At 53.4% G+C, this 26,063-nt stretch carries 19 protein-coding genes; 12 read left to right on the top strand and 7 right to left on the bottom strand.

The features are described 5' to 3' along the window. The first annotated feature begins 8 nt into the window (after positions 1-8). Entirely contained in the window at positions 9-3,902 is a 3,894-nt protein-coding gene (locus tag JL719_RS06130) for an NACHT domain-containing protein (protein ID WP_129871359.1), read from the top strand. A gap of 337 nt (positions 3,903-4,239) precedes the next feature. Here JL719_RS06130 and msrQ read toward each other — a convergent pair whose 3' ends face one another. The 7 genes from msrQ to bufA1 form a co-directional block, all read right to left on the bottom strand. Next, positions 4,240-4,869, bottom strand: a complete 630-nt coding sequence (msrQ, locus tag JL719_RS06125) for a protein-methionine-sulfoxide reductase heme-binding subunit MsrQ (RefSeq protein WP_033157964.1) — start codon at positions 4,867-4,869, stop codon at positions 4,240-4,242. A 3-nt stretch (positions 4,870-4,872) separates the two neighbouring features. Next, positions 4,873-5,805: a protein-methionine-sulfoxide reductase catalytic subunit MsrP gene (msrP, locus tag JL719_RS06120; protein WP_033157965.1), complete on the bottom strand. Its 933-nt coding sequence runs from the start codon at positions 5,803-5,805 to the stop codon at positions 4,873-4,875. 46 nt (positions 5,806-5,851) lie between these two features. Then, positions 5,852-6,574 carry an SDR family NAD(P)-dependent oxidoreductase gene (locus JL719_RS06115; protein WP_051670214.1) on the bottom strand — a complete coding sequence of 241 codons (723 nt, stop codon included), beginning with the start codon at positions 6,572-6,574 and terminating at the stop codon, positions 5,852-5,854. Beyond that, a complete protein-coding gene (locus JL719_RS06110; RefSeq protein WP_084153367.1) occupies positions 6,571-7,092 on the bottom strand; it encodes a DoxX family protein in 522 nt (173 codons plus the stop codon). Before JL719_RS06110 ends, JL719_RS06115 begins: the two co-directional genes overlap by 4 nt. A gap of 3 nt (positions 7,093-7,095) precedes the next feature. Beyond that, positions 7,096-7,872, bottom strand: coding sequence for an HvfC/BufC N-terminal domain-containing protein (locus JL719_RS06105; protein ID WP_051670215.1), 777 nt, complete (start codon positions 7,870-7,872; stop codon positions 7,096-7,098). Next, positions 7,856-8,737: an MNIO family bufferin maturase gene (gene bufB, locus JL719_RS06100; protein ID WP_051670217.1), complete on the bottom strand. Its 882-nt coding sequence runs from the start codon at positions 8,735-8,737 to the stop codon at positions 7,856-7,858. The genes JL719_RS06105 and bufB overlap by 17 nt, the downstream gene beginning before the upstream one ends. A gap of 134 nt (positions 8,738-8,871) precedes the next feature. Continuing rightward, positions 8,872-9,150 carry a BufA1 family periplasmic bufferin-type metallophore gene (gene bufA1, locus JL719_RS06095; RefSeq protein ID WP_033157967.1) on the bottom strand — a complete coding sequence of 93 codons (279 nt, stop codon included), beginning with the start codon at positions 9,148-9,150 and terminating at the stop codon, positions 8,872-8,874. Between the two features lie 268 nt (positions 9,151-9,418). On the opposite strand from bufA1, the gene JL719_RS06090 reads away from it, so the two are divergent. The 11 genes from JL719_RS06090 (at position 9,419) to JL719_RS06040 (ending at position 25,951) form a co-directional block, all read left to right on the top strand. Beyond that, the gene (locus JL719_RS06090) at positions 9,419-11,287 is read left to right on the top strand and encodes a sigma-54-dependent Fis family transcriptional regulator (RefSeq protein ID WP_033158010.1); all 1,869 of its coding nucleotides are present in this window, start codon (positions 9,419-9,421) and stop codon (positions 11,285-11,287) included. Positions 11,288-11,690: 403 nt separating this feature from the next. After that, a complete protein-coding gene (locus tag JL719_RS06085) occupies positions 11,691-13,040 on the top strand; it encodes a TolC family protein (RefSeq protein WP_033157968.1) in 1,350 nt (449 codons plus the stop codon). Positions 13,041-13,062: 22 nt separating this feature from the next. Next, positions 13,063-14,232 (top strand): efflux RND transporter periplasmic adaptor subunit, encoded by a 1,170-nt coding sequence (locus JL719_RS06080; RefSeq protein WP_033157969.1) that lies wholly within the window; start codon positions 13,063-13,065, stop codon positions 14,230-14,232. Positions 14,233-14,253: 21 nt separating this feature from the next. Further along, positions 14,254-17,322 carry an efflux RND transporter permease subunit gene (locus JL719_RS06075; protein WP_033157970.1) on the top strand — a complete coding sequence of 1,023 codons (3,069 nt, stop codon included), beginning with the start codon at positions 14,254-14,256 and terminating at the stop codon, positions 17,320-17,322. Between the two features lie 9 nt (positions 17,323-17,331). Further along, positions 17,332-17,658, top strand: a complete 327-nt coding sequence (locus JL719_RS06070) for a P-II family nitrogen regulator (RefSeq protein WP_033157971.1) — start codon at positions 17,332-17,334, stop codon at positions 17,656-17,658. A 5-nt stretch (positions 17,659-17,663) separates the two neighbouring features. Then, entirely contained in the window at positions 17,664-19,127 is a 1,464-nt protein-coding gene (locus JL719_RS06065; protein ID WP_225893039.1) for a carbohydrate porin, read from the top strand. A 20-nt stretch (positions 19,128-19,147) separates the two neighbouring features. Then, complete coding sequence (locus JL719_RS06060) at positions 19,148-20,170, top strand: PIG-L deacetylase family protein (RefSeq protein ID WP_033157972.1); 1,023 nt, start codon at positions 19,148-19,150, stop codon at positions 20,168-20,170. 58 nt (positions 20,171-20,228) lie between these two features. Continuing rightward, a complete protein-coding gene (locus JL719_RS06055) occupies positions 20,229-21,653 on the top strand; it encodes a sensor histidine kinase (protein ID WP_033157973.1) in 1,425 nt (474 codons plus the stop codon). A gap of 91 nt (positions 21,654-21,744) precedes the next feature. Further along, entirely contained in the window at positions 21,745-23,139 is a 1,395-nt protein-coding gene (locus JL719_RS06050; protein WP_033158012.1) for a sigma-54-dependent transcriptional regulator, read from the top strand. Between the two features lie 688 nt (positions 23,140-23,827). Beyond that, the gene (locus JL719_RS06045; RefSeq protein ID WP_033157974.1) at positions 23,828-24,091 is read left to right on the top strand and encodes a hypothetical protein; all 264 of its coding nucleotides are present in this window, start codon (positions 23,828-23,830) and stop codon (positions 24,089-24,091) included. An 822-nt stretch (positions 24,092-24,913) separates the two neighbouring features. Beyond that, positions 24,914-25,951 (top strand): IS110 family RNA-guided transposase, encoded by a 1,038-nt coding sequence (locus JL719_RS06040; protein ID WP_129871317.1) that lies wholly within the window; start codon positions 24,914-24,916, stop codon positions 25,949-25,951. Positions 25,952-26,063: the final 112 nt, after the last annotated feature.

Raw genomic sequence — 26,063 nt, 5'->3', positions numbered from 1 at the left:
AATCCACGTTGTTCGAAGTCGAAGCCAAGCTTACCGGCGGTCATTACATTTCCGCCAGAGACTTTATCTATTTAGATAATGAGGAATGGCAGGAGAAAACCCTGTTCATTGATGGCCTAGACGAGGCCCGAGCCGGCAAGGACGACGCGCGAACGCCACTGGACGCCATTCGCGGCAGACTCAATAAATTGGGTTGTAAACGGTTCCGCATTTCCTGCCGCGAAGCCGATTGGCTGGGTGCGCTGGATAGCAGAGATTTATCTAAAATCAGCCCTGTTAGCGTGCTGTATTTAGACCCATTAAACAGTGGCGACGTGACGGCGATACTTGCTAACGACAAGCGTGTCGGCGATGCCGATAGTTTCATCGAAAAAGCGGAACACTCCGGCCTGTCCGGTTTGCTGGACAACCCACAAACCCTGGACATGCTGATTGATGCCGTAAAGGGCGGGCGGGAATGGCCATCCACCAAGCAACAGCTATACCGGCTGACATCGGAACAATTGGCGGCGGAATTTAACGACGAACATAGGGTTGCCGAAAAATCCACGGTTAATATTCCAGCGTTGCTCGACGCGGTAGGCTTGCTATGTGCGATTCAATTGCTCGCAAACCTGTCGGGTTTCAGCGAAGGTTACGCCCAACCGGGCCGCATCAGTCTTGCTTCTCTCGACCTTCCTGTGGCGAGCCGCGCCGCCTTAAAGTCCCGCTTGTTCAGAAAGGTGGGCGACGAATATAGCTATGTACATCGTAGCGTCGCGGAATATCTCGCGGCGTACTTCATTGCCGGCAAGATCAAGGATGGCTTATTGGTCAATCGAGTATTGGCGCTAACGATCGGCGTAGACGGCGGCATCGTTGCCGCGCTGCGCGGTTTGATGGCCTGGTTGGCCGTATTGTCGGAACCGGCGCGTGATCCTTTGATTGAAATCGATCCTTTAGGTGTGGTGGTGTATGGGGATGTGCAGTTGTTTTCTACGCAAACGAAATCCAGATTATTACGCGCATTGATTCGGGAAGCACAAACCACAGGCTTTCCCAACCGCGATGGGCACACCACGGCGTTTTCGGCCTTGTGCCAAAAAGATATGGCGAGCGAATTAATACAAGTGCTCGGCAATCCGGGGCGTAGCGATGGCGAACAGTATTTGCTGTATTGCTTGTTACAAGGGCTATGCTGCACGGAAAATAAGCTAAATATAAGTCTTCAATTACTGGCGGTTATAAGAGACAAAACGTATTGGGAGGCCATTAGAAGTTATGCCTTGCGCGCTTTTTGTCAACTATATCCAGGCGATTATGAAAGTTTATTGGTCTTAGCGGAAGATATTCACAATAAAGTCATTGAAGACGCGCGCAATGATTTATTAGAGGTTTTATTAAGAAAACTGTACTTATCAAAAATCAAACCTGCGGATATTATTCGATTTATAGGTAAGCAGGGTGACGGCAGTAGAATCTCTTGCATTCATTTTTGGAAAAATGAATTTTTGCGTGGAATAGGTAGTAACGACCTACCGAATGTCTTGGATGAATTTGTTCATATTGGAACCGATAAAATACATGCCGCATTAGATAACTTATTCGATGTCGCTGGCGATTTAATGGTGAGCGGATTAACTTTGCATGGTCCGTCTATTTCTAATGAAAGGCTTTATTGCTGGTTATCGATCGGTATTGACGAATACGATGAATGCAAGTTATCGCAAGAATACAAGGCAAAAATCTCGGCATGGCTGGAAGCAAACCCTGAAATTTTTATTAATTTGCTCTCGGAAGGCTTGAAACGAATAGAAAGCAAGGAAAATATAGAATATGCGATTGCTTTGATATTTGTGCACTTCCGAAATGCTACCCCGCCGAAAAACTTGGGTGCCTGGTGGTTAAGCATGGCACTGACCGAAATCGATTCAGATAAAAAAGTCTCTTATTTCAAACAGGCATTCTTGACGCTCTATAACCAAGACAGCGCTTTGACTCTTGAAGAAATTAGTGAATGGGTCTTTCAGCACCCTGAGTTTAGCAAGGTGTTTAATGAGCTAAAGTTTTGCCCCATTCCGGAAACGTGGAAAAAAAGGATCGAATCAAAAGCCAAGTGGCGGAAACAACGCGAACAGGAATTGGCTGAAAAATTAAATTTTTTTTATAAAAATTTGGATGGCATTGCTACTGGCAAGATTCAACCTTCTGTTTATGATCAAATTTCACAATATTTTGATCATCGAGTTAGTGTAAGCGGAAAATCCAATGAGCAGCGATTGGCGGAGTATCTAAATCATGATGAAATTTTGATTTCGGCAGCGAAAAGTGGATTGCGAAAGATATTGGATAGAACTGATCTTCCTGGAGCGGAAGAAATATTGGCGGCTGATGTAAAAAATGAATATCACTATATCAGGCGGCCGCTCCTAATATGCATTGAAAGTTTGTATTTGGAGAATAATAGTTTCTTAGAAGATTTAAACGATGATTTAATTAATAGTGCGCTTGCATTTTGTTTTACTCAAGGGACATTCGAAGACGAATGGTTTAAATCATTATGCTATTCTCGGCCTGATTTTGTTGCTAAAGCCTATTCCGGTTATATCACAATCTTACTAAATGCCAAGGCTAAATTTATTCATGGCATTTCCTATTTTACCTCTGACGCTCGCGGATTACAGATAGCCCGTCGTATTGTATTGCCGTTACTCGAAAAATATCCGGTTCGCGGCTACAAAGATCACATCGACCATCTTAAGTATTTACTGAAAGCGGCTATAGCGGGAGGTGACAAAAATTCGTTATTCTCGCTAATTGAAAAAAAATTAGCATGCAAAGGCATGGATTTAGCACAGCGTATTTATTGGCTTGCCACGGGGTTGGTCATTGATCCAAGCATTTACGAAACGAAGATCAAACTGGAAGTGACCGAGAAGGCTATCCGTATCAATCATTTGTCTTCGTTCTTATTGCCGATGCATGGTAACGAACCCTACTTCAGCCTTGAAAGGGTTACTACGATAGGTATGCTGATAGCGTTGCTAGCACCCCGCTGTCAGCCGAATTGGCCTAGGGGTGGTGGATTTGTTACGCGAGCGATGGAAGAGCGAGATTATGTTCGATATTTGATAAATAACTTGGCGGCGAATCCCGCAGAGGAAGCCGCAAAGGTTCTGGCCGAATTACTCGAACAGCCAAAATTGATTGCCTGGCACTCACTAATCCGCGACGCCCAACAAACCCAACAAATCAGCCGCCGCGAAGCGTTGTATAAACATCCTGACGCTTCCCAAGTCATCGAAACGCTGAACGACCGAAAACCGGCCAATGTCGCCGACCTCTCGGTGCTGGCGTTGGATTGTTTACAGCAATTGGCGGAGGGAATGCATACCGGCAACACTAACCGTTACCAACATTTCTGGAATTTAAAGGGCAAAGAAACTTTAGTCCCTACAGAACCTTACCCAGAGAACGACCCTAGATACGAAGAGGTTGGTCGCAATTATCTGGTTGATCTCCTCAAGCCGATGCTGCTGAAATACGATGTCGCTGTCGAACCGGAAGCATTGCAAGCCAATGAGAAGCGCGCCGACATCAAATTGTCCTTCATCCATCAAGGCCGATCTTATTACCTGCCCATCGAAATCAAGCGCGATTATCACCGCGATTTGTGGAAGACCATACACCAACAACTCATACCACGCTACACCATCTCGCCGGAAACCGAAGGCCGTGGCTTGTATTTGGTTTTGTGGTTTAACTTTAAAAGGTTGCCGACTCATCCAGACGGCCTGCCGCCGCCTAAATCCGCCGCCAAACTGGAAGAAATGCTGAAGGCCACATTGACACCGGCGGAACGAAAACTAATCGACGTCTTCGTGCTTGACGTTTCTGCAACAACGCCATCAAAACTAAATTAAGACGGCCTGCAACTGGTTTTAAATCAACGCTTGATTTTAGCTAAATCCGAGGCCGTGGGGACATGTCCGAGTATGCGTAAACATCACAAACTTCGGGCAGGGTATTTAGGTGTTTTGGCTAGCGTTGGCGTAACAAGCAAACGGGGCAATTGTGTCACAGCTATTAAAATTCCGGACACCCGCGTAGCACAAAATTGCAGTCACCGCCTATATGCTGACCTCAAACAAGAAATGACCGATCCCAACACTTCTAACCTTCAATGACTGTCACTGAATACGGGCGTCATTAAGCCGAAACCGGTGGCCGATTTCCCGAGGGAAATACTCACAAGGCCAACTAAACAGCCTTTTGATGTGCAGTGCGGTTACCGGCCAAGCGGTAAGCTACGCGCATACCCAGCAGCAAAGCCAGTACAAGCGCAAACATCATAGGTCTGCTTAGATCTTTTTTCACCAGCCAGCCGAAATGCACCACGCCGGCAATCGCGCACGGATAAGTTAAGCGATGTAATGCCCGCCAGCGTTTGCCGCCCAGGCGGCGGATAATGGCGTCATTTGAAGTCAATGCCAGCGGAATCAGCACCACAAATGCGCTAAAGCCGATAGTAATGTAAGGCCGTTTCAGGATGTCTTTAGCGATTGCCTGCCAATCGAAATATTGGTCCAAAACCAAATAGGTCGCAAAGTGCAACGACGCATAAAAAAACGCAAACAAACCCAACATGCGCCGCAAGCGCATCAGCCATAAGCAGCCCGACAGACGCCGCAGCGGGGTGACCGCCAAAGTGATCAGCAAAAAACTCAAAGCCCAAAACCCGGTAACGTGGGTCATTTTTTCAATGGGATTGGCGCCCAACTCATCCGCATAAGCGGCGACGGCCAAATTGGCGAACGGCAGCAAAGCCGTCAGAAATACGGCCGCTTTCACCCAAAGCAGCACACGGTTGTCGAGATTTTTGATCGTCATGGCTTAAAAATTCCGCTGCAAGTCCATGCCGGCGTACAGTGCCGCCACTTCGTCGGCGTAGCCGTTGAACATCAGGGTTTTGCGTTTCAGAAACTCGCCGATGCGCCGCTCCTTGGCTTGGCTCCAACGCGGATGATCGACCTCGGGATTAACGTTGGCGTAAAAGCCGTATTCACCCGGCCCGGCTTTCATCCAACTGGTCAGAGGTTGCTGCTCAACCAGCCGGAATTTGACGATGGATTTGGCACTTTTAAACCCGTATTTCCATGGCATGACGATGCGGACCGGCGCGCCGTTTTGCTTGGGCAACACTTCCCCGTACAAACCAAAGGTCAACAACGTCAAAGGATGCATGGCTTCGTCCATCCGCAAACCTTCGCGGTAGGGCCAATCCAGCACTGCGGCCTTTTGTCCCGGCATTTGGGCCGGATCGTGCAGGCTGACAAATTCGACAAACTTGGCATTGCCGGTCGGCTCCACCCGCTTGAGCAATTCCGCCAGCGAATAGCCGAGCCAAGGCACCACCATCGACCAGGCTTCCACGCAGCGCAGGCGATAAACCCGCTCTTCCAGCGCCGCCATTTTCAGTAACTCGTCAATATCAAACACCTTGGATTTTTTCACTTCGCCTTCTACCGTAATAGTCCAAGGCCGGGTTTGCAGGCTGCCGGCATTGATGGCCGGCTGATCTTTGCCGGTGCCGAACTCATAAAAGTTGTTGTATTCGGTAACAGCCTGCCGAGGTGTGAGTTCATCCGTCACGCTGTATTTAGATTTTCCAAGCCCGCCTAAATTATCCATCGCCCATAGTGTCTGCGGCCACACGGCCGCCAGCGCGGCACCGCCTGCCGTTTGTATAAATTTTCGCCGTGCCTGGAACAGGGCTTGCGGCGTGATTTCCGAGGAAGGGATAGCGGGTGGTTTATAGGGTTTCATGTCGATGAGCCTCTGCTCTATTAATTACGGTAATTCGCCAGCGGACTTAAGCTGCGCGTACAGCCAAGCCGACGGCGGTTTTTGCTATTTGCTCTGGATCGGGTGACACCAGCGCTATCGAGTCCGGCGCCGACTGACCGTTCCAAATTTCAGTCAAGCGTTTTGCAGTGAGTGGACCGACAGGGCTGTCCGCATTTTCTTGACCACGCGCACTAACCCAAGCCTTGCATAATCCGGCCATGTCGGCCTTACAGACTGCATAGTAGGGTTGCGCGTTATCGCCTGGGCCGCCCAGGAAAGTGGATACGCAGATGATTTTGGTCGGTGCCAATGCTATAGCCGTTTGCCCGCCGCGTCCGGCAAACTCTTTCAGCGCCTGTCTGACGCATAAAAATTGCTCGACCAGATTTTGCCGCAAAATTTCCCGCCATTGCTCCGGATCTATACCACCAGTCGGCATAGCAAGCGCCAGATCGGCATTCGTCACTAATGTATTCAAGCCGCCCCAATAGACGGCGAGTACATCGAACATACTGTTAACTTGGCTTTCCCGGCTAAGATCGGCTTGAAATATCATGGCTTGTCCCTGCTTAACCCGAATCCGCTGGGCAATGCGGTCCGCTGCCGCGCTTTCGTGCAGATAATTGATCAACACCTTGGCACCGGCAGCGGCATACGCCTCCGCCACCACCGCGCCGATACCACAATCGCCGCGAACCACCAACGCGGTTTGCCCCGATAGCGGCGCTCCGCCGTTCGGGACGTTCACGCATTCTCCCGTTTTAATGCCGACCTGACTGCGCCAACATTCACTGGGAACAAGTAGCGGCTTATCCAGACATCGAGCGACAGTCCGCCCGGCCCTTGCAAGCAACAAACCAACAACATGACGCCCCATTGTTTATGCTGCTCAATGCCGGCACTGCCCAAATCCGGGTAGGAAATCACCGCGACGATATTGAATAGAAACAGCACTATTGCCGCGGTGCGCCCGCAAAGACCCAGTGCCAGTAAGGCAGGACCGATAAGCTCGACTGCGGTGGCCAGCACCGCCGCCAGCCCGGCAGGCAATAGCGGCACGGCGTATTCGTTTTCGAAGAGATATAAGGTGCTGTCCCAGCTTTGGAGTTTCAGCAGACCTGAAACCCAGAACGCATAAGCAACCCAGCAGCGCAGCAGCAAACTGCTCAACGGAGTCAAACTGCCCAGTAACAGGCCGTAGCGACGGCCCCAGCTTTGCGGCCGATAAAACGGCGCTAATAATTTGGCAATGATGTGTGTATGCATGTGTTAGGCATCCGCAAAATAAAAATCGGTTAACAGGCCTTTAAGCAAGCAGCGTTGCAACAGGGTGGGCACGTTCGCATCGGGGTGATCAGTAAGCACGGTCTCGACTGTTCCGCTTAGCGTCGTGCCAATAGCCAACAACCATAGAAATTGATATTCCGCTTGATCCAGACTATCGATTTCGACTTGCCGACCCGGACGGTACAGCAACAAGCAACAAGCCCCGTTACGCAAATCGATGTATTCCCGGCCGGCGTCATCGGCCTGGTTACTGGCCCAGATCCTGGCTATCGGATAGTCCGAGGCGATGAAGCGTGCGCTGGGATGCAGCTTGAAAACCAACCGGCCGTAGGCGGCGGGATCGATTTGTGTCAACACTGTAGCGGACAGTATCGGCGCATCGGCAGCGTGATAGGCTTCGTGCCACAGCCACTCCAGCTTGGCGACATCGGCTAAATAAGCCAAGCTTTGCGCGGCGGCAAACCCGCTTATCAGCTCGGAAAAATGCGCGCCAAATGTCAACAGGCAAGCCGATTGCGGCGGGTAGCTTTTGATGTAAGCAGCAGCCAGCCCGGCAAAAAAGCCCTCACCGACCAGACGGTTCACGACCGGATAGCTGTTGCGCAAGGCCGCCGTTAAACCAAGCCGGGTATTGTTTCGATAAATGGCCAGCCGTTGCTCGGCACTCAGGCCCATCGACTTCACGCCCGCCGGCAACTGTTGGGATTCTTGCAACACGAAGCGGGAAAAATCCCGTTGTAACTCACGCAGCCTGTGCATAAGCCTGCTCCATAAACCTGTCGGCTTTTGCGGCTTCCGCCACCAACACCGGCCAGGGCGGCAGATCGGCATCCCATTCGATCAAGGTCGGACGGCAACCGAAACGCTGTATGGCTGTTTGATAGAGTTGCCAGACCGCATCGCTGACCGGCGCGTTATGGGTGTCGATCAGAATGCTCTGCTCGCCGAATTGATTAACGGTATGCCCGGCCAAATGAATTTCCCCGACCTTGTCCGCTGCTATGGCACTTAAATAATCTGCCGCCTGCCAACCGTGATTTACGCAAGACACGTAAAGGTTGTTCACGTCCAACAAAATCCCGCAGCCGCAACGCCGGGCTAGTTCGTTGAGAAATTCGCTTTCCGTATAGCTGGAAAAGCCGTATTCCAAATAACTGGAAGGATTCTCGATCAACAGCGGTCTGCCTAAATAATCTTGTGCCTGCGAGATGCGCGCAACTAAATGGGCCAACGTCTCATCGGTATAGGGTAAAGGCAGCAGATCGTTCAAGTACCTGCCGCCAAAGGCACTCCAGCTTAAATGCTCGGACACCAGCCCCGGTTCGATCCGCTGAATCAGATCGCGCAGTTGCCGTAAGTGTTGCCGATTCAACGGGTCAACAGAACCCAGCGACATACCAACCCCATGCAAGCTGATCGGATAATCGACTCGGATGGCTTCCAAGTCGCGTAACGGAATACCGCCGTTGCCGAAGTAGTTTTCGCTATGGACTTCCAACCACGCAGGCCGAATGGGTTGGTTTAGGGCATCCCGGTGATGCTGGGAGCGAAGGCCGATTCCGGCTTGCGCCGGAATCGCCGAGCTCACTGATACCTGTTTAGCGAGTGGCTTCGTGAGAGTCATGTGGTACTCGATTTAATGGTGAAAGGGTGTCGTCTAAACAGCGCAGAACCTTGTGAGTGGGATGCCGGCAATCGCTGCCGGCATGACTGCGCTCTTTAACGGTTCGCGCGGCCTAGTAACCGGAGCCTGTGCCGTTATTTCATGTCCGCGGGCGCTTCCATACTGCCGCCGACGATGCGCTCGCAAGTGCCGGCAGGCACGGCGATAAAGGCATCTTTTTGATTATCGGCGGTGGAATGTCCGGCACAGGCATTAGACAGCGTTTTGCAGTCGTTTTTGCCGGCTTTGGCTACGCCGTAACATTTCTCCATATCTTTTTTGTCGGCGGCAAAGGCTAGCGATGGCAAGCCTGACACCCCTAATAAAATCAAAGAAGCCATGGCGGTCGATACAACAGTGTTTACGTTTTTCATCAGTCTTTTCCTAGTCGTTAAATGATTTAGTGGAGTCCACCGATTTCCCGGCAGACGCTTAACTAATGGCAAGCGGCATGCCAAAACGCTTTAAAATAAAACATGCAAATAAAAACAAACACTTATAAATTACCAAGCAAATTCAAGCCGTATCCCAATCGCCGAAAATCCACCAATAGTTGTGGCTGCCGCGAATAGTTGCGGCTTGGTGTTGTGGCGGCCGCTGGTTAGAATGCTATTCAATGCAAGCAACCGGACCATTTCACTCATGCAAACTGTCGACTCGTCGGAACTGGCCATACTGCGGGCGCTGGTGGAAGGCACCGTGCAAACCACCGGCAAGGATTTTTTAAGATCGCTGGTGCGTAGTCTGTGCACGGCCATTGGAGTAGCGAACGGCTTTATCGCCGAATTCACCAGCGACAAAACCCGGATACGATCCTTGGCCTTCTGGGAGCACGGTCAATTTATAGACAATCAGGAATGGGAACTGGCCGGCACCCCCTGCGTCGATGTGCTGGCCGGCAAGTTGTGCCATTACCCGTCGGACTTGGCGAAAATCTTCCCCAAGGAAGAAGGCATAGAAAGTTATCTCGGCGTGCCCTTGCAAGACGCCGACGGCCAGATCCTCGGCCACCTGGCGATATTCGACGAACGGGCAATGCCCGAAGAACCCCGCTTGCTCTACACCTTCAAGATTTTCGCGGCCAGGGCGGCGGCGGAGCTGAACCGGATTCGGGTAGAAGAACTGCGGCAACAGAGCGAACAGCGCTATAAGGATTTGTTCGACGAAGCGCCGATTGCTTATGTGCACGAGGACACCGATACCCGCTTCCAGGCCGCCAACCAGGCCGCCATGCGCATCCTGGGCATCACGCCGGAACAAGTGCCGGGTCTAATTGGTAGTTCCTTCGTACCCGACACGCCCGAAGCGCAACAACGCTTGCAGTTGGCGCTCAAGTCCATCGAAGACGGCACGAATAACGATGGTGTCGTGCTGGAATTGCGCCGCAGGGATAACGATCAGCCGATTTGGATACAGTGGTGGTCCAAACTCGACCCCAGCCGGCAATACATGCGCACCATGTTTATCGACATTACCGAACAGGTGTTGATGGAACGGGAACAGGCCAGGCTGCAAGCGCAAAACCTGTATTTACAGGAAGAAATTAAATCGACGCATAATTTCGACGACATCATCGGCCGCAGTCCGGCGCTGCAATCCTTACTAAACCAAGTCCAGCGCGTCGCGCAGACCGACGCCTCGGTATTGATCCAAGGCGAATCGGGCACCGGTAAAGAACTGATCGCCCGCGCCATTCACGCCGCCAGTCCCCGGAAAAACCGGCCGTTGATTAAAGTCAATTGCGCGGCATTGCCGTCCAGTTTGATTGAAAGCGAATTATTCGGTCACGAAAAAGGCGCATTCACCGGCGCTATCAACAAACGCATCGGCCGCTTTGAATTGGCCGAGGGCGGCACGCTATTCCTCGATGAAGTGGGCGAAATTCCGCTGGATGTGCAGGTCAAATTGTTGCGGGTGATTCAGGAACGCGAATTCGAGCGGGTGGGCGGGCAAGTACCCATCAAGATGGATGTGCGGGTGATTACCGCGACGAACCGGGATCTGCTGACGGAAGTAGCTGAAAAGAATTTCCGCGAAGACCTGTTTTACCGTCTGAATGTGTTTCCGCTGACCACGCCGCCGCTGCGAGAACGGCTGGAAGATATTCCGCTGTTGGTGAACTTTTTGATCGCTAAATTCGCGCCGAAAATCGGTAAAAAAATAACCGGGGTCAGTGGTCAATCTATGCAGCGTTTGCAGCGCTATCGTTGGCCGGGCAATATCCGCGAGCTGGAAAATATCATCGAACGGGCCGTGATTCTGACCGATACGCCGATATTGGACATCGGCCCGGAACAGTTGCCCGCGACGGCCGACGCCGGCCTAAAACTCGTGGCAGCAGGCGGCGACACCAGCCTGGATAGCGTAACCAAAGAGCATATCCTCAGCGTCCTGGGACAAACCCGCTGGGTCATTGAAGGCCCCAATGGTGCCGCGCAACGCCTCAATTTAAAACCGAGTACCCTGCGTTACCGCATGCAAAAATTGGGGATCGCCAAAACCAATCGCTAGCGATGGCCGTTTCGAGAATACGCTATCCCTCAGGCCTTTCGGGCTGAGCGGCGGCGTCGCCCCCCAATCAGCAGGAATGCTGAATAAGACTGATAAAAAACTTGCCCCAGGGTATCTCCGACATTTCACTATCCCCTGCTTGCCGGCAATCCGCAGCTTCAACTAGCGTGCCTCAGGACCGCGCAGGCATATCAGGCTTAGAATTTTTTCGGCCACGCGCCGACATTAATTGGTTTATATAAACCATTTCTAGTCAATAGAACCGCTAACATCCTAATTCCCGCCGACAAATAAGGTTGAAATAAGCCGAATTTCCTGGACTGCCGATCTCAAATTGGCTTTGGCATACTACTTGCTTTGAGTGCTTACCAAGCAGACCAATTGCTCAACTCCGGGATAGACCATGCAAACTAAACGTATCATCTACAGTGCGGCACTCGGCTTGCTGGGTGCTATGCTGACTTTCCAGGTCCACGCCCAAAACGTCCCCATATCCCTGGACGAGGCGCTGACGCTGTTTTATCAGCGCAACCTGGATTTGATCGCCGCGCAATACAACATCGACCAATCCCGCGCCGATGCGGTGATTGCCGCGGCGATGCCCAATCCGACCCTGGGCGTGCAGATTTCCGAAATCAGCAACCGGCCCAATATGGGCTCCAATGCCAGCGGCTGCAATCACGATGTCAACGTGTCCTGCGGCCCTGCCGAATATTTTTCCTTCAGCCAACTAATTGAAGTAGCTGGCAAACGCGGCCTGCGCATCCAAAGCAGCGGCTTCGCCACTCAGGCGGCGGAAAGCGACTTCCGCGATGCGGTGCGCATCTTTTCCAACATGGTCGAAGACGCCTATTACGACCTGCTGCTGGCGCAAAAGAACCGCTGGTTGGCGCAGGAAATAGTCGATCATTACCAAACCATTGCCAAAGCCAACCAGCTCAGAATGAACAGCGGCGATATAGCCGAATCCGATTTTCTAAGGGTAAAAATGGAAGCGATGCGCGCGCAATCCGATCTGGATACTGCGCAAACCGCCGTAGAACAGGCGCAAGCCGGTTTGGCGGTGATCTTGCGCTGGCCGAACGACAGCCTGCATTTCGAAGCCAAGGAGCAATGGCCGGACATCAAGGACATCGGCCAAAACCTGTCCAAAGACGAGTTGATGAACAAAGCCCTACAACAACGCCCGGATTTACTGGCCGACAAACAACGGGCCGCCCAGGCCGAAAGAGAACTGGAATTGGCCAGGCGCCTGAAATACCCGGATGTCACCGTCAATGCCGGCTATGCGCGCGACCCCAGCAATAACGCACTCAATTCGTTTTTTGTCGGCGTCAGTGTGCCGGTCCCGGTATTCGATCAATATCAAGGCCAATCGGACAAGGCGGCGGTCGCATTAAACCAAAACCAACTGGCGGTCGAGCAAACCGAACTGAGCATTCGCAACGATGTCGCCAATGCTCTAGCCACCTGGAACAGCGCGGACAAAATCGTGCAGCGTTTTCAAAGCGGCTTACTCGACGATGCGCTGGCGGTGCGCAACAGCGCCGAGCTAGCCTATAGCAAGGGCGCTACCGGCGTACTGGATTTTATCGAAGCGCAACGCAGCTATAAAAATGTGATGCGCGATTACAGCCAGGCCATGATCAACCGGGCCAATGCTTATTACGATCTGGCCAAAGCCTTGGGCGAAGAAATTGCTAACGACAATGCCGCCAACAACAAGGCGCAGGCACCTACTCAATTACCATAGCAGGCTTGAACGAATAACGGATATGAATACTTCCATGCCAACTTTCACCCGAATCTCGTTGTGCTGCCACTTTGTACTGGCCGCTGCGCTACTGGCGGCTTGTTCCGACTCCGCCGAAAACAAACCCAAGGCACCGAAACCTCCCACCCCGGCCGGCGAAGTGGTGCTGGCACCCGACTCGCCGAAAAAGGCCTACGTCAAAACCGCGCATTTGACTTTGGCGCAACATCCTTTGCTGGAACCATTGGCCGGCAAAATCGTGTATGACGAAAGCCTGACCTCGCGCATCAGTTCGCCGGTCGCCGGCCGGGTTGTCGCCACGCCGATTGCCCTGGGCACGCCGGTGCAGACTGGTTCGACCTTATTGGAACTCGACAGTCCGGATGTCGCGGATGCCGAAGCCGATTTCGCCAAGGCACAAGCAGCAGCCACTCTCGCCAGCCACGCTTTCAATCGGCAACAGGAACTGTACGCCGGCAAAGCCATTTCTCGCAAGGAACTGGAACAGGCTCAGAGCGATTTGAGCAGCGCCCGCAGCGACCTGCAACGCGCTACCGACCGCTTGAAAAATCTGCACTTATCCGCTCGCCAAGCCGACGGCCGCTTCGCGCTGCGGGCGACACTGCCAGGCATCGTCGTGGAACGCAACGTCAATCCGGGCATGGAAGTACGCCCGGATTTGGATACGCCTTTGTTTGTGGTTTCCGATCTCAAACATTTGACCGTGCTGCTGGAGGTGTTTGAAGTCAACATCGGCAAAATCAAACTGGGGCAGCAAGTCGCGGTGTCGGTACCAGCCTACCCCGGTGTGACATTTCCGGCCACGGTGCAATACATCGGCCAAGTGTTGGACGAAACCACCCGCACCGTGCAAGTGCGCTGCAAATTAGACAATCCGGATGGCCGCCTGCTGCCGGGTATGTATGCCACCATCAGCGTGGAAAGCGCTGCGGATGACAAAGCATTCGTGATTCCGTTGACAGCCGTGTTTACCGAAGGTGACGCCGATTATGTATTCACGGCTTTAGACGACAACCGCTACCGGCAGCGCCGGGTCGAGATCGGCTTGCGTTTGAAAGACAAAGCGGTCATCACGCAAGGACTGGACGCCAATGAACTGTTGGTAACCGAAGGAGCGCTGATGCTGCGCGCCGAAGAAGAAGTCGAAACCGAAAGTACTCACCAGCCCTAGCGCCATAACCGGGACAATCACATGATCGAGCGCCTTATCGCGTTTTGTTTGCAACAACGGCTGATGGTCATCGGCGCCACGCTGGCGATTGCCGTCTCCGGCATCATCGCGTTCGAAAATCTGCCGGTACAAGCCTTTCCTGACGTACAAAACGTCTTTGTGCAGGTCGTCACCCAGTTTCCCGGCCAGGCCCCGGAAGAAGTGGAAAAACAGATTTCGCTGCCCATCGAGCGGGAAATGAACGGCCTGCCGCATCTGCTGAATATGCGCTCGGTATCCATCTTCGGTCTGTCGGTGGTAACGCTGACTTTCGACGATGCCGCCGAGGACTATTTCTCGCGCCAGCAAGTCCTGGAACGGCTGCAATATGCGGACATTCCCGACGATACCAAGCCGCAACTGGGCCCCTTGTCCACCGGCGTCGGCGAAATTTTGCGCTACGTGATCGACGCCAAAAATTTACCCTTGGTCGAGCAGCGTGCGTTACAGGATTGGATTATCGAACCGCGCTTGCGCTCGGTGCAAGGTGTCGCCGACGTGGTTGGATTCGGCGGCGGCGTGAAAGAATATAAAGTCGCCGCCAAGCCGGACCGCTTAAAAAATTATCGCATCGACCTCAATCAGGTGTTTCAGGCGATTGCCGCCAACAATACCAACACCGGCGGCGGCTATATCGAACACGGCGACGAAGCCTTGGTGGTGCGCGGCACCGGCTTGTTAAAGTCTGCGGAAGAAATCGGCGAAATCGTCATCACCACCAACGACGGCGTACCGGTGCGCATCAAAGACGTCGCGGACATCAGCGTCGGGCCGCAGCCGCGTAACGGCATGGTGGGCATGAACCAGCGCGACGATGTGGTCGAGGGCATCGTACTGTTGATCAAGGGCCGGGATGCAGTCAATGTCCTGAATGGTGTGAAACAGAAAATCCAGGAACTCAATGAGTTTGGTTTACCCCCCGGCGTAAAAATCACCCCGTTCTACGACAGGACCGAACTGGTGGGCCATACCATCCATACCGTCGAACACAATATGATAGAAGGCGCGGTGTTGATCCTGATTATCCTGCTGGTATTTTTACGGCGCTTTGTCGCGGCCTTGCTGGTTACGCTGATTATTCCGCTTTCCCTGCTATTCGCCTTCATCCTGGTGGACCTCGGCGGCATTTCCGCCAATCTAATTTCGTTGGGCGCCATCGACTTCGGCATCATCGTCGACGGCGCGGTGGTGTTGGTCGAAGCCGTGATGGTACAGGTTACGCTGGATTTACAGCGCAATGCCGATATGCGGCATCTGCGGCAATCGCTGCTGACCACCGCCAAAGAAATGGGCCGGCCCATTCTGTTTTCCAAAGCCATTATCATCATCGCCTTTTTGCCGATTTTTACCTTCCAGCGCGTGGAAGCCAAAATCTTTTCGCCGATGGCCTACACCCTGAGTTTTGCGCTGGTGGCGTCCATGTTGTTCAGCCTGACTTTTATGCCGGCCATGCTGACCTATTTGCTGGGCCCGAAGCTGGCCGAGCAACACAATCCGCTGGTACATGCGATGGAACATCATTACCGGCGGGCGCTGGAATGGGTGTTAAGCCACGCGCGCGCGGTGTTTATCACTGCGATAAGCGCACTGCTGTTGAGCTTCATGTCGGTGAAACTGATCGGCACCGAGTTTATGCCCAAACTCGACGAGGGTAATATCTGGCTGACTATCACCCTACCAACCCCGGTGTCACTGACTACGGCCAAACAACTGGAGCGGCAGGTGCGGGAAACCCTGGAAACGTTTTCGGAAGCCAAAACCGTCATCACCCAGCTGGGCCGCCCGGAAGACGGCACCGACCCCAAAGGCTTTAACAACCTGGAGGTATTGATAGACCTGAAACCCAAGGATACCTGGCGGTATCAGCGTAAAGACGATCTGGTACAAGCCATGGACAAGGCGCTAGCTATTTTTCCGGGGATACTCACCAACTTTTCCCAGGTGATTCAGGATAACGTCGAAGAAGCCATTTCCGGCGTGAAGGGCGAAATCGCCATCAAAATCTTTGGTAGCGATTTGCAAACCTTGCAGGACAGAGCCGATCAAGTCACGCATATCCTGGCCGGCATACAGGGGGCCACCGATGTCGCGGCCGAGCAGCAGGCCGGCTTGGCGCAAGTGATCGTGGACATCGACCGCGCTAAGGTATCGCGTTACGGCATCAATGTCGCCGATGTGGAGCGGGTGATGGAAATCGGCATGGGCGGCAAGGCGGCGTCGCAGTTTTTGGAAGGCGAACGCCGGTTCGACATCACCTTGCGTTACGAGGACAGCGCCCGCAATTCGGTGGCCAATCTGGAAAGTTTGACGGTGCAAACCCCAACCGGCCAACGCATTCCGCTCTCCGAGCTGGCCACCATCAAAATCAACCAAGGTGCGTCCCGTATCAGCCGCGAAGACAATATGCGGCGAATTGCCATCAAATGTAACCTAATCGACCGCGATCAAGGCAGCTTCGTGGCCGAGGCCCAACAAAAAGTCGCTGCGCAAGTCGATTTGCCGCCCGGCTATCACATCGTTTGGAGCGGCCAGTTTGAAAACCAACAACGAGCGATGAAACGTTTGGCCATCATCGTACCTATCAGTTTGGGACTCATTTTCGTGTTGCTGTTCTGGGCGTTCATGTCGGTTAAAAATGCCTTGTTGATCGTGATGAACGTGCCGTTTGCGATGATAGGTGGCTTACTGATTTTATTAGCAACCGGCATTAATTTGAGCGTATCGGCCGCGGTCGGCTTTATTGCCTTATTTGGGATTGCGGTACAGAACGGCGTGATTTTGGTCTCTCAATTGAACAAATTGCGCCGGGACGGCCAAAAATTGCATGATGCCATCGTCAACGGCTCCGTGAGCCGCTTACGGCCCGTAGTGATGACAGCCTTAATGGCGATGCTGGGTTTATTTCCGGCTGCACTGTCCACCAGCGTCGGTTCGGAAACAGCCAAACCGTTTGCTATCGTCATCATCGGCGGCTTGATCACCGCCACGATTTTAACCTTAACCTTGCTACCCGCTTTGTATCGTTATTTTGCCGAGCCTGACGAGCTTTAGGGGACTACTATGAAAGAAATTCGCGCCTACGTGCAGCCGCACAAGCTCAGCCAGATCACGATGGCATTACTGGAAATACCGGGTTTTCCGGGAATGTCGATCATGGATTGCGAAGGCTTCGGCCGCGAGCGGACCGAGCACAGCCAAGATTACAAGCCGTTTCTCTTGAAAAAACGCCTAGAGATCTTCGCACCCGACGACTTAGTGGAGATTATTTTCGAGACTATCATGCGCACGGCCCATAGCGGGCATCATGGCGACGGCAAGGTGTATATTCTGGACGTGCTGGAAGGCGGCCGCGTCAGCAGCGGCGAACGGGATAAGGATTTGGGCTGAACCCCATGAGCCATCGATCTCTCCCGGCATTTTTCTACGGCACACTGCTGGCACTAACGCTTTATTTTGCCAACGCGGATGCCGAGGAATTACAGCCTGCTGCCGACGACGGAAACTTTTCGTTTATGCAGCTGCTGGCCGACCACGACCTGCACGATATGGTCGACGAACACTGGAATGCCTATGGCCAGGCCACTTACATATCCAGCTGGAAACCGGCCTTCCCTGCCCAATACACCAACCTCAACGGTACGCCGCACTCGCTGCTGCCGAACGCCGAACGCAGTTTCACCGGCACCGTCACGGCCTACTTTGGCTTAAAGGCCTGGCAAGGCGGCGAAATCTATCTGGCGCCGGAAATGATTTCCGAACTGCCCTTGTCGGACTTGAAAGGCCTGGGCGGCAGCATCCAAAACTTTGAGTTGCAAAAGTCAGGCTCGGTCAGCGCAACTTGGTATAAATCGCGCTTTTACTTAAAACAAACCTTTAATCTGGGCGGCGACAACCATGCGGTCAGCTCTGGCCCACTGCAATTGGCGGGCAATGCCGACAGCCGGCGCTTGGTGATCACCGGCGGCAATCTCAGTATCCTGGATATTTTCGATAAAAACAGCTACGCCGCCGATTTACGCCAGCAGTTTCTGAACATGGCGTTTCTGACCAATGCCGCATACGATTTTGCCGCCGACGCCCGCGGCTACAGCGTCGGTTTGGCGGCCGAATATTATTTCGACGACTGGACCTTCCGATTGGGCCGCTTCGCCACGCCACAAAATCCGAACGACTTGCCGCTGGATTTTCGGATGTTCAAATATTACGGCGATCAAATGGAAATCGAGCATCGCCACAGCCTATTTAAACAACCGGGTGCGGTCAGGCTGTTAGCCTACCGGAACCGGGAACGGATGGGTCGTTGGGACGAGGCCATCGCTGCCTACCAAGCCAACTCGGCGCAAAACGCCGCCAATTGCACAAGCTTCAATTACGACTCTACGAACAGTAGCGCCCCGGATCTGTGCTGGGTGCGCAAAGCCAACATCAAAACCGGCATAGGCATTAATCTGGAACAACAGTTAATCGACGGCGTCGGCGTGTTTTTACGCGGCATGGTCAGCGACGGCAAAACCGAAGTGTATTCCTATACCTCGGCGGATCGCTCGCTATCCTTCGGCAGCTTAATCGGCGGCGACAGTTGGGGCCGGCATTACGATGCTCTCGGAGTCGCTTACGCTTGCAGCTGGATTTCCGCCGGACATGCCGAGTATTTGCGCCTGGGCGGCGTGGACGGTTTTATCGGTGACGGCAATCTGCGTTACCGGCCCGAGCAAGTGGTGGACATTTATTACAAATTGCGCTTGCTTCCTTCGGCCTGGATGACCCTGGATTACCAGCACATTGCCAATCCGGCCTATAACGCGGACCGCGGACCGGTTGATGTCTATGGCGTCAGAGCGCATTTTGAGTTCTAGGCAACACTTTAGGAGTTCCCATGCCCCCCTCTTTAAAGCATCTAAGCATTTGTCTGCTGTTACTGCTTACTCCGCACATTAGCGTCGCGGAACAATCTTTGGCAATTGGCGAGGGTGAACGCCTGCTGGTGCTGGCGCCGCATCCGGACGACGAAAGTTTGAGTGCGGCCGGCCTGATTCAACAAGTATTGCAAAACGGCGGCACAGTGCGCAGCTCGGTCGTCACCGCCGGCGATGCTTACGTCGGCGCGGTGATGCTGGACAGCGGGAAGCGCAACCCGTCGGCAGCGGATTATCTGGACTTTGGCGAAAAGCGGCTGGAAGAGTCGCGGCGCGCGGCTCAGCTACTCGGCAATGGCTTTATCCATCTGGATTTACTCGGGTTCTCGGATGGCAGTATCTACTCAGCGTTAATCTCGCATTGGCGGCGCAACCAGCCGATGCGCTCCGAATATACCGGCTTTGACCACGTCCCCTACCGGGAAGCGGAAGACCGCGGACTGGCCCAAGACGGCCAAGATCTACTCAACGAGCTGGTAGCCATTCTGCGCGACACCAAGCCGACGATCATCGCCTTCCCGGATGTGATGGAAAACGATTCCGACCATGCCGGCTTGGGTATGTTTACGCTGCTGGCCGTCCATCAGTGGCTATTGGAAACCCCGACACCGCGCCCACAACCCAAATTACTGGCCTATCTGATTCATTGGCAACACGGCTGGCCGACCGGCTCTAATTGGGGCATTGCGCAGGACTGGAGCGATCAACCGCTGGTATTGCCCGCTGACTTGCCGCTGCGCGGCCATAGCCGGGCTTGCGTCAATCTATCGCCCGCGCAAATCAACTTAAAGCGGGCTGCGCTGGCCGAATACAAAACCCAGCAACGCATCATGGGCGATTTTTTGTCGGCCTTCGTGCGCAGCAGCGAGTGCTTTACCCTACTCAAGCCCAACGACGGCAACCGTATCGAACAGGTTTTGGCGCATTGGCGGCAGGTACGCAAGACATTTGATAATCATCCCTTGAGTCGGCGTAAAATTTGAAAGGATCTGCCCGCAAACTGGCGCTGCGCTTGGCCGTCAACAACCTGAGATCTCGAATATGCTAAAACTTTTGCTACGTCCGGTCATTTTCGTCACGATCGTGATGAGCATATTGGTGATAGGCGAACTGCTGGCCATTGGCCGCCTGACCTGGCGCAATCATCAACGCATCCAAACCATAGAAACCGACATCGGCAAAGGCCACCACCTGGAAGAAACAATCTTCGAGTTGCTGGAGCTGCAATCGCAATTGGCCTTGCATCGCAGCAACCCTGATCTGTCCGCCGAACACCTGAATGACATACAAGATCGACTGCTGGATTTACTGCAAGCCCACAACAACGGCACTGATTTCACGGTCTCGGTCGATTTGAACACCCTGCAAGCCAAATTCGCCGCCGCCAGCAACGGCGATCCGCAGGCGCTGATCGATTCCGTGAATATGATCCGGCAAGTCCTGGATCGGCAAACCAACGAAGAAGAGAAAATGCTGATCGGCGTTGAGGACGACAGCCAGTTGGAACTGCAACTAGCGGTCATTTTGCCGCTGCTGCTGTTTTGGATCGGCCATTATTTTTTTCGCAACAATGTGTTAGAGCCGCTGGATGCGCTACGCGATTTATTGTCCGGCCTGGCGGAAGGCGTGAAGCAGCCGATCACGCGCGAAACGGCTGATCCGATTTTGCGGGACTTGTTCGACCGCTACAATCACTTGGTCGAGCACTTGATCGAACTGGAACAGGAGCATCTGCATTACACCAATCGTCTGGAGCAGCAAGTGCGGCAGACCAGTCACGCTTTACTCGAACAAAGCCAGCGCCTAGCCAAAGCCGAGCGCTTGGCGGCCTTGACCGAAATGGCCGCCAGCACCGCCCACGAATTGCGCAATCCGCTGGCGATTATTCAATTTGCGCTGGAAAATTTGCTGTCCGAAGCCATCGACCCCGATCTGCGCCAGCGTATCGGTCTATTGCATAGCGAAGTGCAACGCTTGACCAACCACCTTAACGACCTGCTGAGCTCGGCGCGCCATGGCAATAAAATTGCCCAGCCTACCGATGTGAATGCAGTCGTCAACGACTTGATCACGCTATTCAAATACCAGGCCACCGATAAAATCCAATTTACGGTGCAGGGCAAAGCCGACAGTTCCTTGATGCTGCCGGAAATCGAATTCCGCCAAGCCCTGTTAAATTTGCTGCAAAACGCTGTGCAGGCCATCGGCACCCGCAACGGTAGCGTAGCGGTGCATATTGCCCAAGACGCCCAGCGCCTGTCGCTGACGGTAATTGATAGCGGCGACGGCTTCGATGAGGCCTTTTTGCGGCAAGGCATTCGTCCGTTTGTCAGCTTGAAGGAAAAAGGCAGTGGCTTGGGGCTGGTGATGGTGCAGCGCTTCGCCAAAGATCTGGGCGGCCAGCTCAAACTGGACAACGATGCTGCCGGCCACGGCCGGGTCAGCCTGAGCTTACCTTTGACTTGAAACGACACACCCGCACAAATTCCAGCAATGCGCCGGCGAATACCCGTCAATCGCATACAATGCCGTAACTCGCAAACCAGCCATAACCATGATGACCAATACCCTGTTAATTATTGAAGATGAAGCCCTGTTAGCCTCCGAATTGGCGCGTTACTTTAGCAAGGGTGGCTGGGAAGTCAGTATTGCCCATTCCCTGCAACAAGCCGAACAGTTTCTCAGCGGACAAGCGCTGGACCCGCTGGTGGTGTTATCGGACATGAACCTGCCGGACGGCAACGCCCTGGATTTGCTGGAGAAACTCAAACCGGAAATCGGCAGCAGCGAATGGGTGTTTCTGACCGGCTACGGCAGCGTCGCCGATTCGGTGCGCGCGGTGCGCCTGGGCGCTTACGACTTTATCGAAAAACCCTGCTCGCTGGACCGCTTGAATCTGTTAGTGGAAGGCGCCGCCCGCAGCGCCCGCGCCCAACGCCGCCTGGAGCAGCAAACCGCGTCGCAGAACCATCAATACAGCATCGACAGCTTGATCGGCTCCAGCCCGGCCATGAACCAGCTGCGGGCCATGCTGAAACAAATCGCCAACGTCCCGTTCTCCAGCCTGATCGTCAGCGGCGAAACCGGCACCGGCAAAGGCATGATCGCCCGAATTCTGCACTATTCCGGCAGCCGCGCCGCCGCGCCCTTGGTGGAAATCAACTGCGCCGCCCTGCCGCGGGAACTGCTGGAAGCCGAATTATTCGGCTACGAAGCCGGCGCTTTTACCGGCGCCAAAAAGCGCCATCGCGGCTTGTTCGAACAGGCGCACACCGGCACGCTATTTCTGGATGAAATCGGCGAAATGGATCTGGATTTGCAAAGCAAGCTGTTAAAAGCCGTGGAAGATCTACGCATCCGCCGGGTTGGCGGCGAAGCGGAGATCAGCATCGACGTACAAATCATCGCCGCCACCAACCTGGACCTGGTGGAAAAAGTGGCCGAAGGCTTGTTCCGCCGCGATTTGTATCATCGCTTAAACGTCATCAACATCCGCATGCCGGCCCTCCGCGAACATAAGCAGGACCTGGATCAATTGGTGCCGCAATTCATCGCCGAATGCAATCGCAAATCGGCCAAGTCGGTCAGCCACATTCCGGAGCAAGCCTGGCAGATGCTGAAAAGCTACGATTGGCCCGGCAATATCCGCGAGCTGCACAATGTGCTGGAGCGCTGCGTGTTGTTGTCCAACGATCATAATTTGCCGGTGGAATGGTTGCAGCTACAAGCCCCGCAAGCGACGACGGCCACACACAACGCCAAAGTCAATCAGGAAGGCGTGTTCATTCCGCTGGACGGCAGCATCAGTCTGCACGAAATGGAAAAATTCATCATTCAGGAAGCCCTGAATCGCAACGACGCCAACGTCACCGGCGCGGCGCGCATGCTCGGCACCACCCGGGAAACCCTACGCTACCGCGTGCAGAAATATCATTTGAAATGTAAGTTTTAAGCGGGTGGACGGGCCGGAATTGATTTGGCGCGGACAAAAAAATGCGCCCTGCCTGTCCGAAGAACTTCGACCAAACAGAGCGCCACGTCCACACATGAGAACAGGTAGGAGTAACAACACAATCTAAGTGGAGCAAGGTTGATGCCAAATAGCCGACCCCTTGATTTTTATGGACTTATGCGATTTGCAGCCGATAAAACGCCGGCAGAATTGCACCAGATACAACCAAAATCCGGCTGTTTTGCACCAGGATGGCTCAATTGGCATGACCATACCGATAGCTGTGTTCACGAAGCGCAGCATTCGACAAATTTGTGGGGCGTTCTCGCTCGGCACTCAGCGATTGCACAAAATTACGCCAATTAACGAGCTCGCGGCGAGATAGCTCGAGTTATTTTGGCGAAGCGTGGAGAAAAAGACTCGACGCATTTAGAAGAAATCCCAGTATAACCAAGCGGGGTTTCCCGCCGACGAATTCAAACCACCAAGCGACCAAAGCCGGACACCTGGCGCTCGAACAATCAAACCGCGCAGGTACAAAAATCGTGTCCGTCCTACCCGAAGTTTTTATAGGGCGCAGCAGCATAGCGCCATGCGCCGAATGATTTAACACCAACAGACAGCCCATGACGGATACGTCTATTAACCCCTTACGGCCTTGTTCTGAAACTTACCCCGGAGTCCACCCATGAGAAAATTAATTTTTAGTACACTACTGGCCACCATCACCCAACTTAGCTACGCCAAGCCTCCAGAAGCCCGCTCCCTGCCGCTGGAGCAGATCAGTATCGAACACATCGATCTTCAAGGCCAGGTCCGAACCTGGAAACTCAATAAGGTGTGTATCGACCAGCAAGCTTACCTGCTGCTGATGAAAGGTTTGACCGAACCGATCAGTATCTCGCCGTCCTTCAAAGACGGGAAACCGGAGCAATGCCGAGTCGCAGACTAAAGCCGGAAACGCTTACGATTATTCCTGCATATGGTTTTATCGGGGTGGTTTTCTTCGCGTATGCCGTGCCGAGCATCGGAGCTTTTGAACGAGCAAATCGGCAAGATAGCCGACTTGCATGCGTAGGACCCGAAGTTTTGTAGGGCGCATTAGCGATAGCGTAATGCGCCGAATGATTTAAAGCCAACATACGGCGCAATACGGCTACGCCTATTGACGCCCTACGAATTGCGCCTTACGACCTTACCGTGAAATCGGGATGGTTTTCTTCCCGCATGCCGCGCCGAGCACCGGAGCTTTTGAACGGAGCAGCACGTTAGGGGCGATGCAGGGATGCGGCGCGTTGCCGAAGGGGCAGGAAGGCCCTTTCGGCAACCCCGTTCAAAAGCTACGGAGCGCAGGGAATAAGCGGCATCCGGGTGGCCTTTTCTTTGGATACTTTCTTTTGGCCAAACAAAAGAAAGTATCGCGGTTGTCGGTCCGCGAACCGACATTAAAACAAGCCGTCGCGTTAGCGACACAAAAGGCGAAAGCCTAATTACCGCGTGGGCACAAAAAACCGTGCCCACCCTTGTATGATGAATTTTAACAACCGATAGCCCAGAAAAACCGATTAAGCTGTGATTGTTCATTGGGAGGCCGTCCCACCCTGAGGACTGGTGGTTTACCAGAGCCTGTCGTGTAGATTGGCCCCCGCCCTATTCACCCATACCGTGGAGTATCCGAGGCTTAGAGCCTGCATACACAAGGAAGGTAGGTGCATGTGCAGGGTCGGGAACCGGTGAATAGTGTACTTCCCTTTAACTGTATTCAAAAACGATTATGACGAACCACCCGCTCAACACCACCGCTGAATCTATCCCTCGCCTGTTTGCCGGCGTGGATGTGGGCGCCGATGAATTGGTGCTGGTGATCCGCAAGAACGGCAAGCCGTTCGATCCGCAAAAATATGCTAATACTCGTAGCGACCGTGCGCGTCTGGTGAATAAGTTGATCAAATTACCCGGCATCAAGGTCTGTCTGGAAGCCACCGGTATTTACCATTTCGATCTTGCTATTGCGCTACACGACGTCGGTGTACCTGTGATGGTGGTCAATCCCAAGGCTTCGCATCACTTCGCTAAGGTATTGATGAAAAACAGTAAAACCGACGCCGTCGATGCCAACACCTTGGCCGAATATGTCGAGCGCATGGATTTCGTCGCCTGGACTCGTCCTTCGAATCAAGCGCTGGCTTTGCGCGGCTATGCTCGCCGTATCGACGCGCTAACCGGTCAGAAGGCCGCCGCGAAAAATCATCTACATGCGCTGAGTGCGACCGAGGAAACGCCGAAGGCCCTACTACGCGATGCCAAATTGGCGATTAGTCAGCTGGAAAAACGCATCGATACGTTGGCTGGCGAGGCGCTGGCGTTGATCGACCAGCATCCGGAACTGCAACGAATATTCGACCTGTTGACCGGCATCAAAGGCATTGCCCAAACCAGCGCCATTGCCTTGATGGGCGAACTACTGCTATTGCCGCCCAACCTGTCGCATCGCGAATGGGTCAAGTTTGCCGGACTCGATCCCAAGGCCTTTGAGTCGGGCAAAAGCGTACACAAGAAAATGCGGTTATCCAAGGCCGGTAACCGGCATATTCGTTCGGCGTTGTATATGCCGGCCTTGAGTGCCAAACAGCACGATCCGCATGTGCGAGCGTATTTCCAGCATTTGATCGACAACGGCAAGAAACCTTTGCAAGCCGTCTGCGCCGTCATGCGTAAATTACTGCATGCGATCCATGGCATGTTGAAGCACGATCAGCCGTTCGATAACACGCGGTTTTATGCCATCCCTGAATCCATCATCGCCGAGTAAAAGATGATGAAATTTGTTGCTTTTGAACAGAGTATCTACTTGGCTTTTGGCCAAGCAAAAGAAAGTATCTCGGCTGTCGGGCCGAGACCCGACATCAAAATAAGCCATGGCA

The organism is Methylomonas sp. LW13, from assembly GCF_016865255.1.
Classification (GTDB): domain Bacteria; phylum Pseudomonadota; class Gammaproteobacteria; order Methylococcales; family Methylomonadaceae; genus Methylomonas.
Note: the sequence above shows the minus strand (reverse complement) of the source record. Positions and strands in the feature narration are given on the sequence as shown.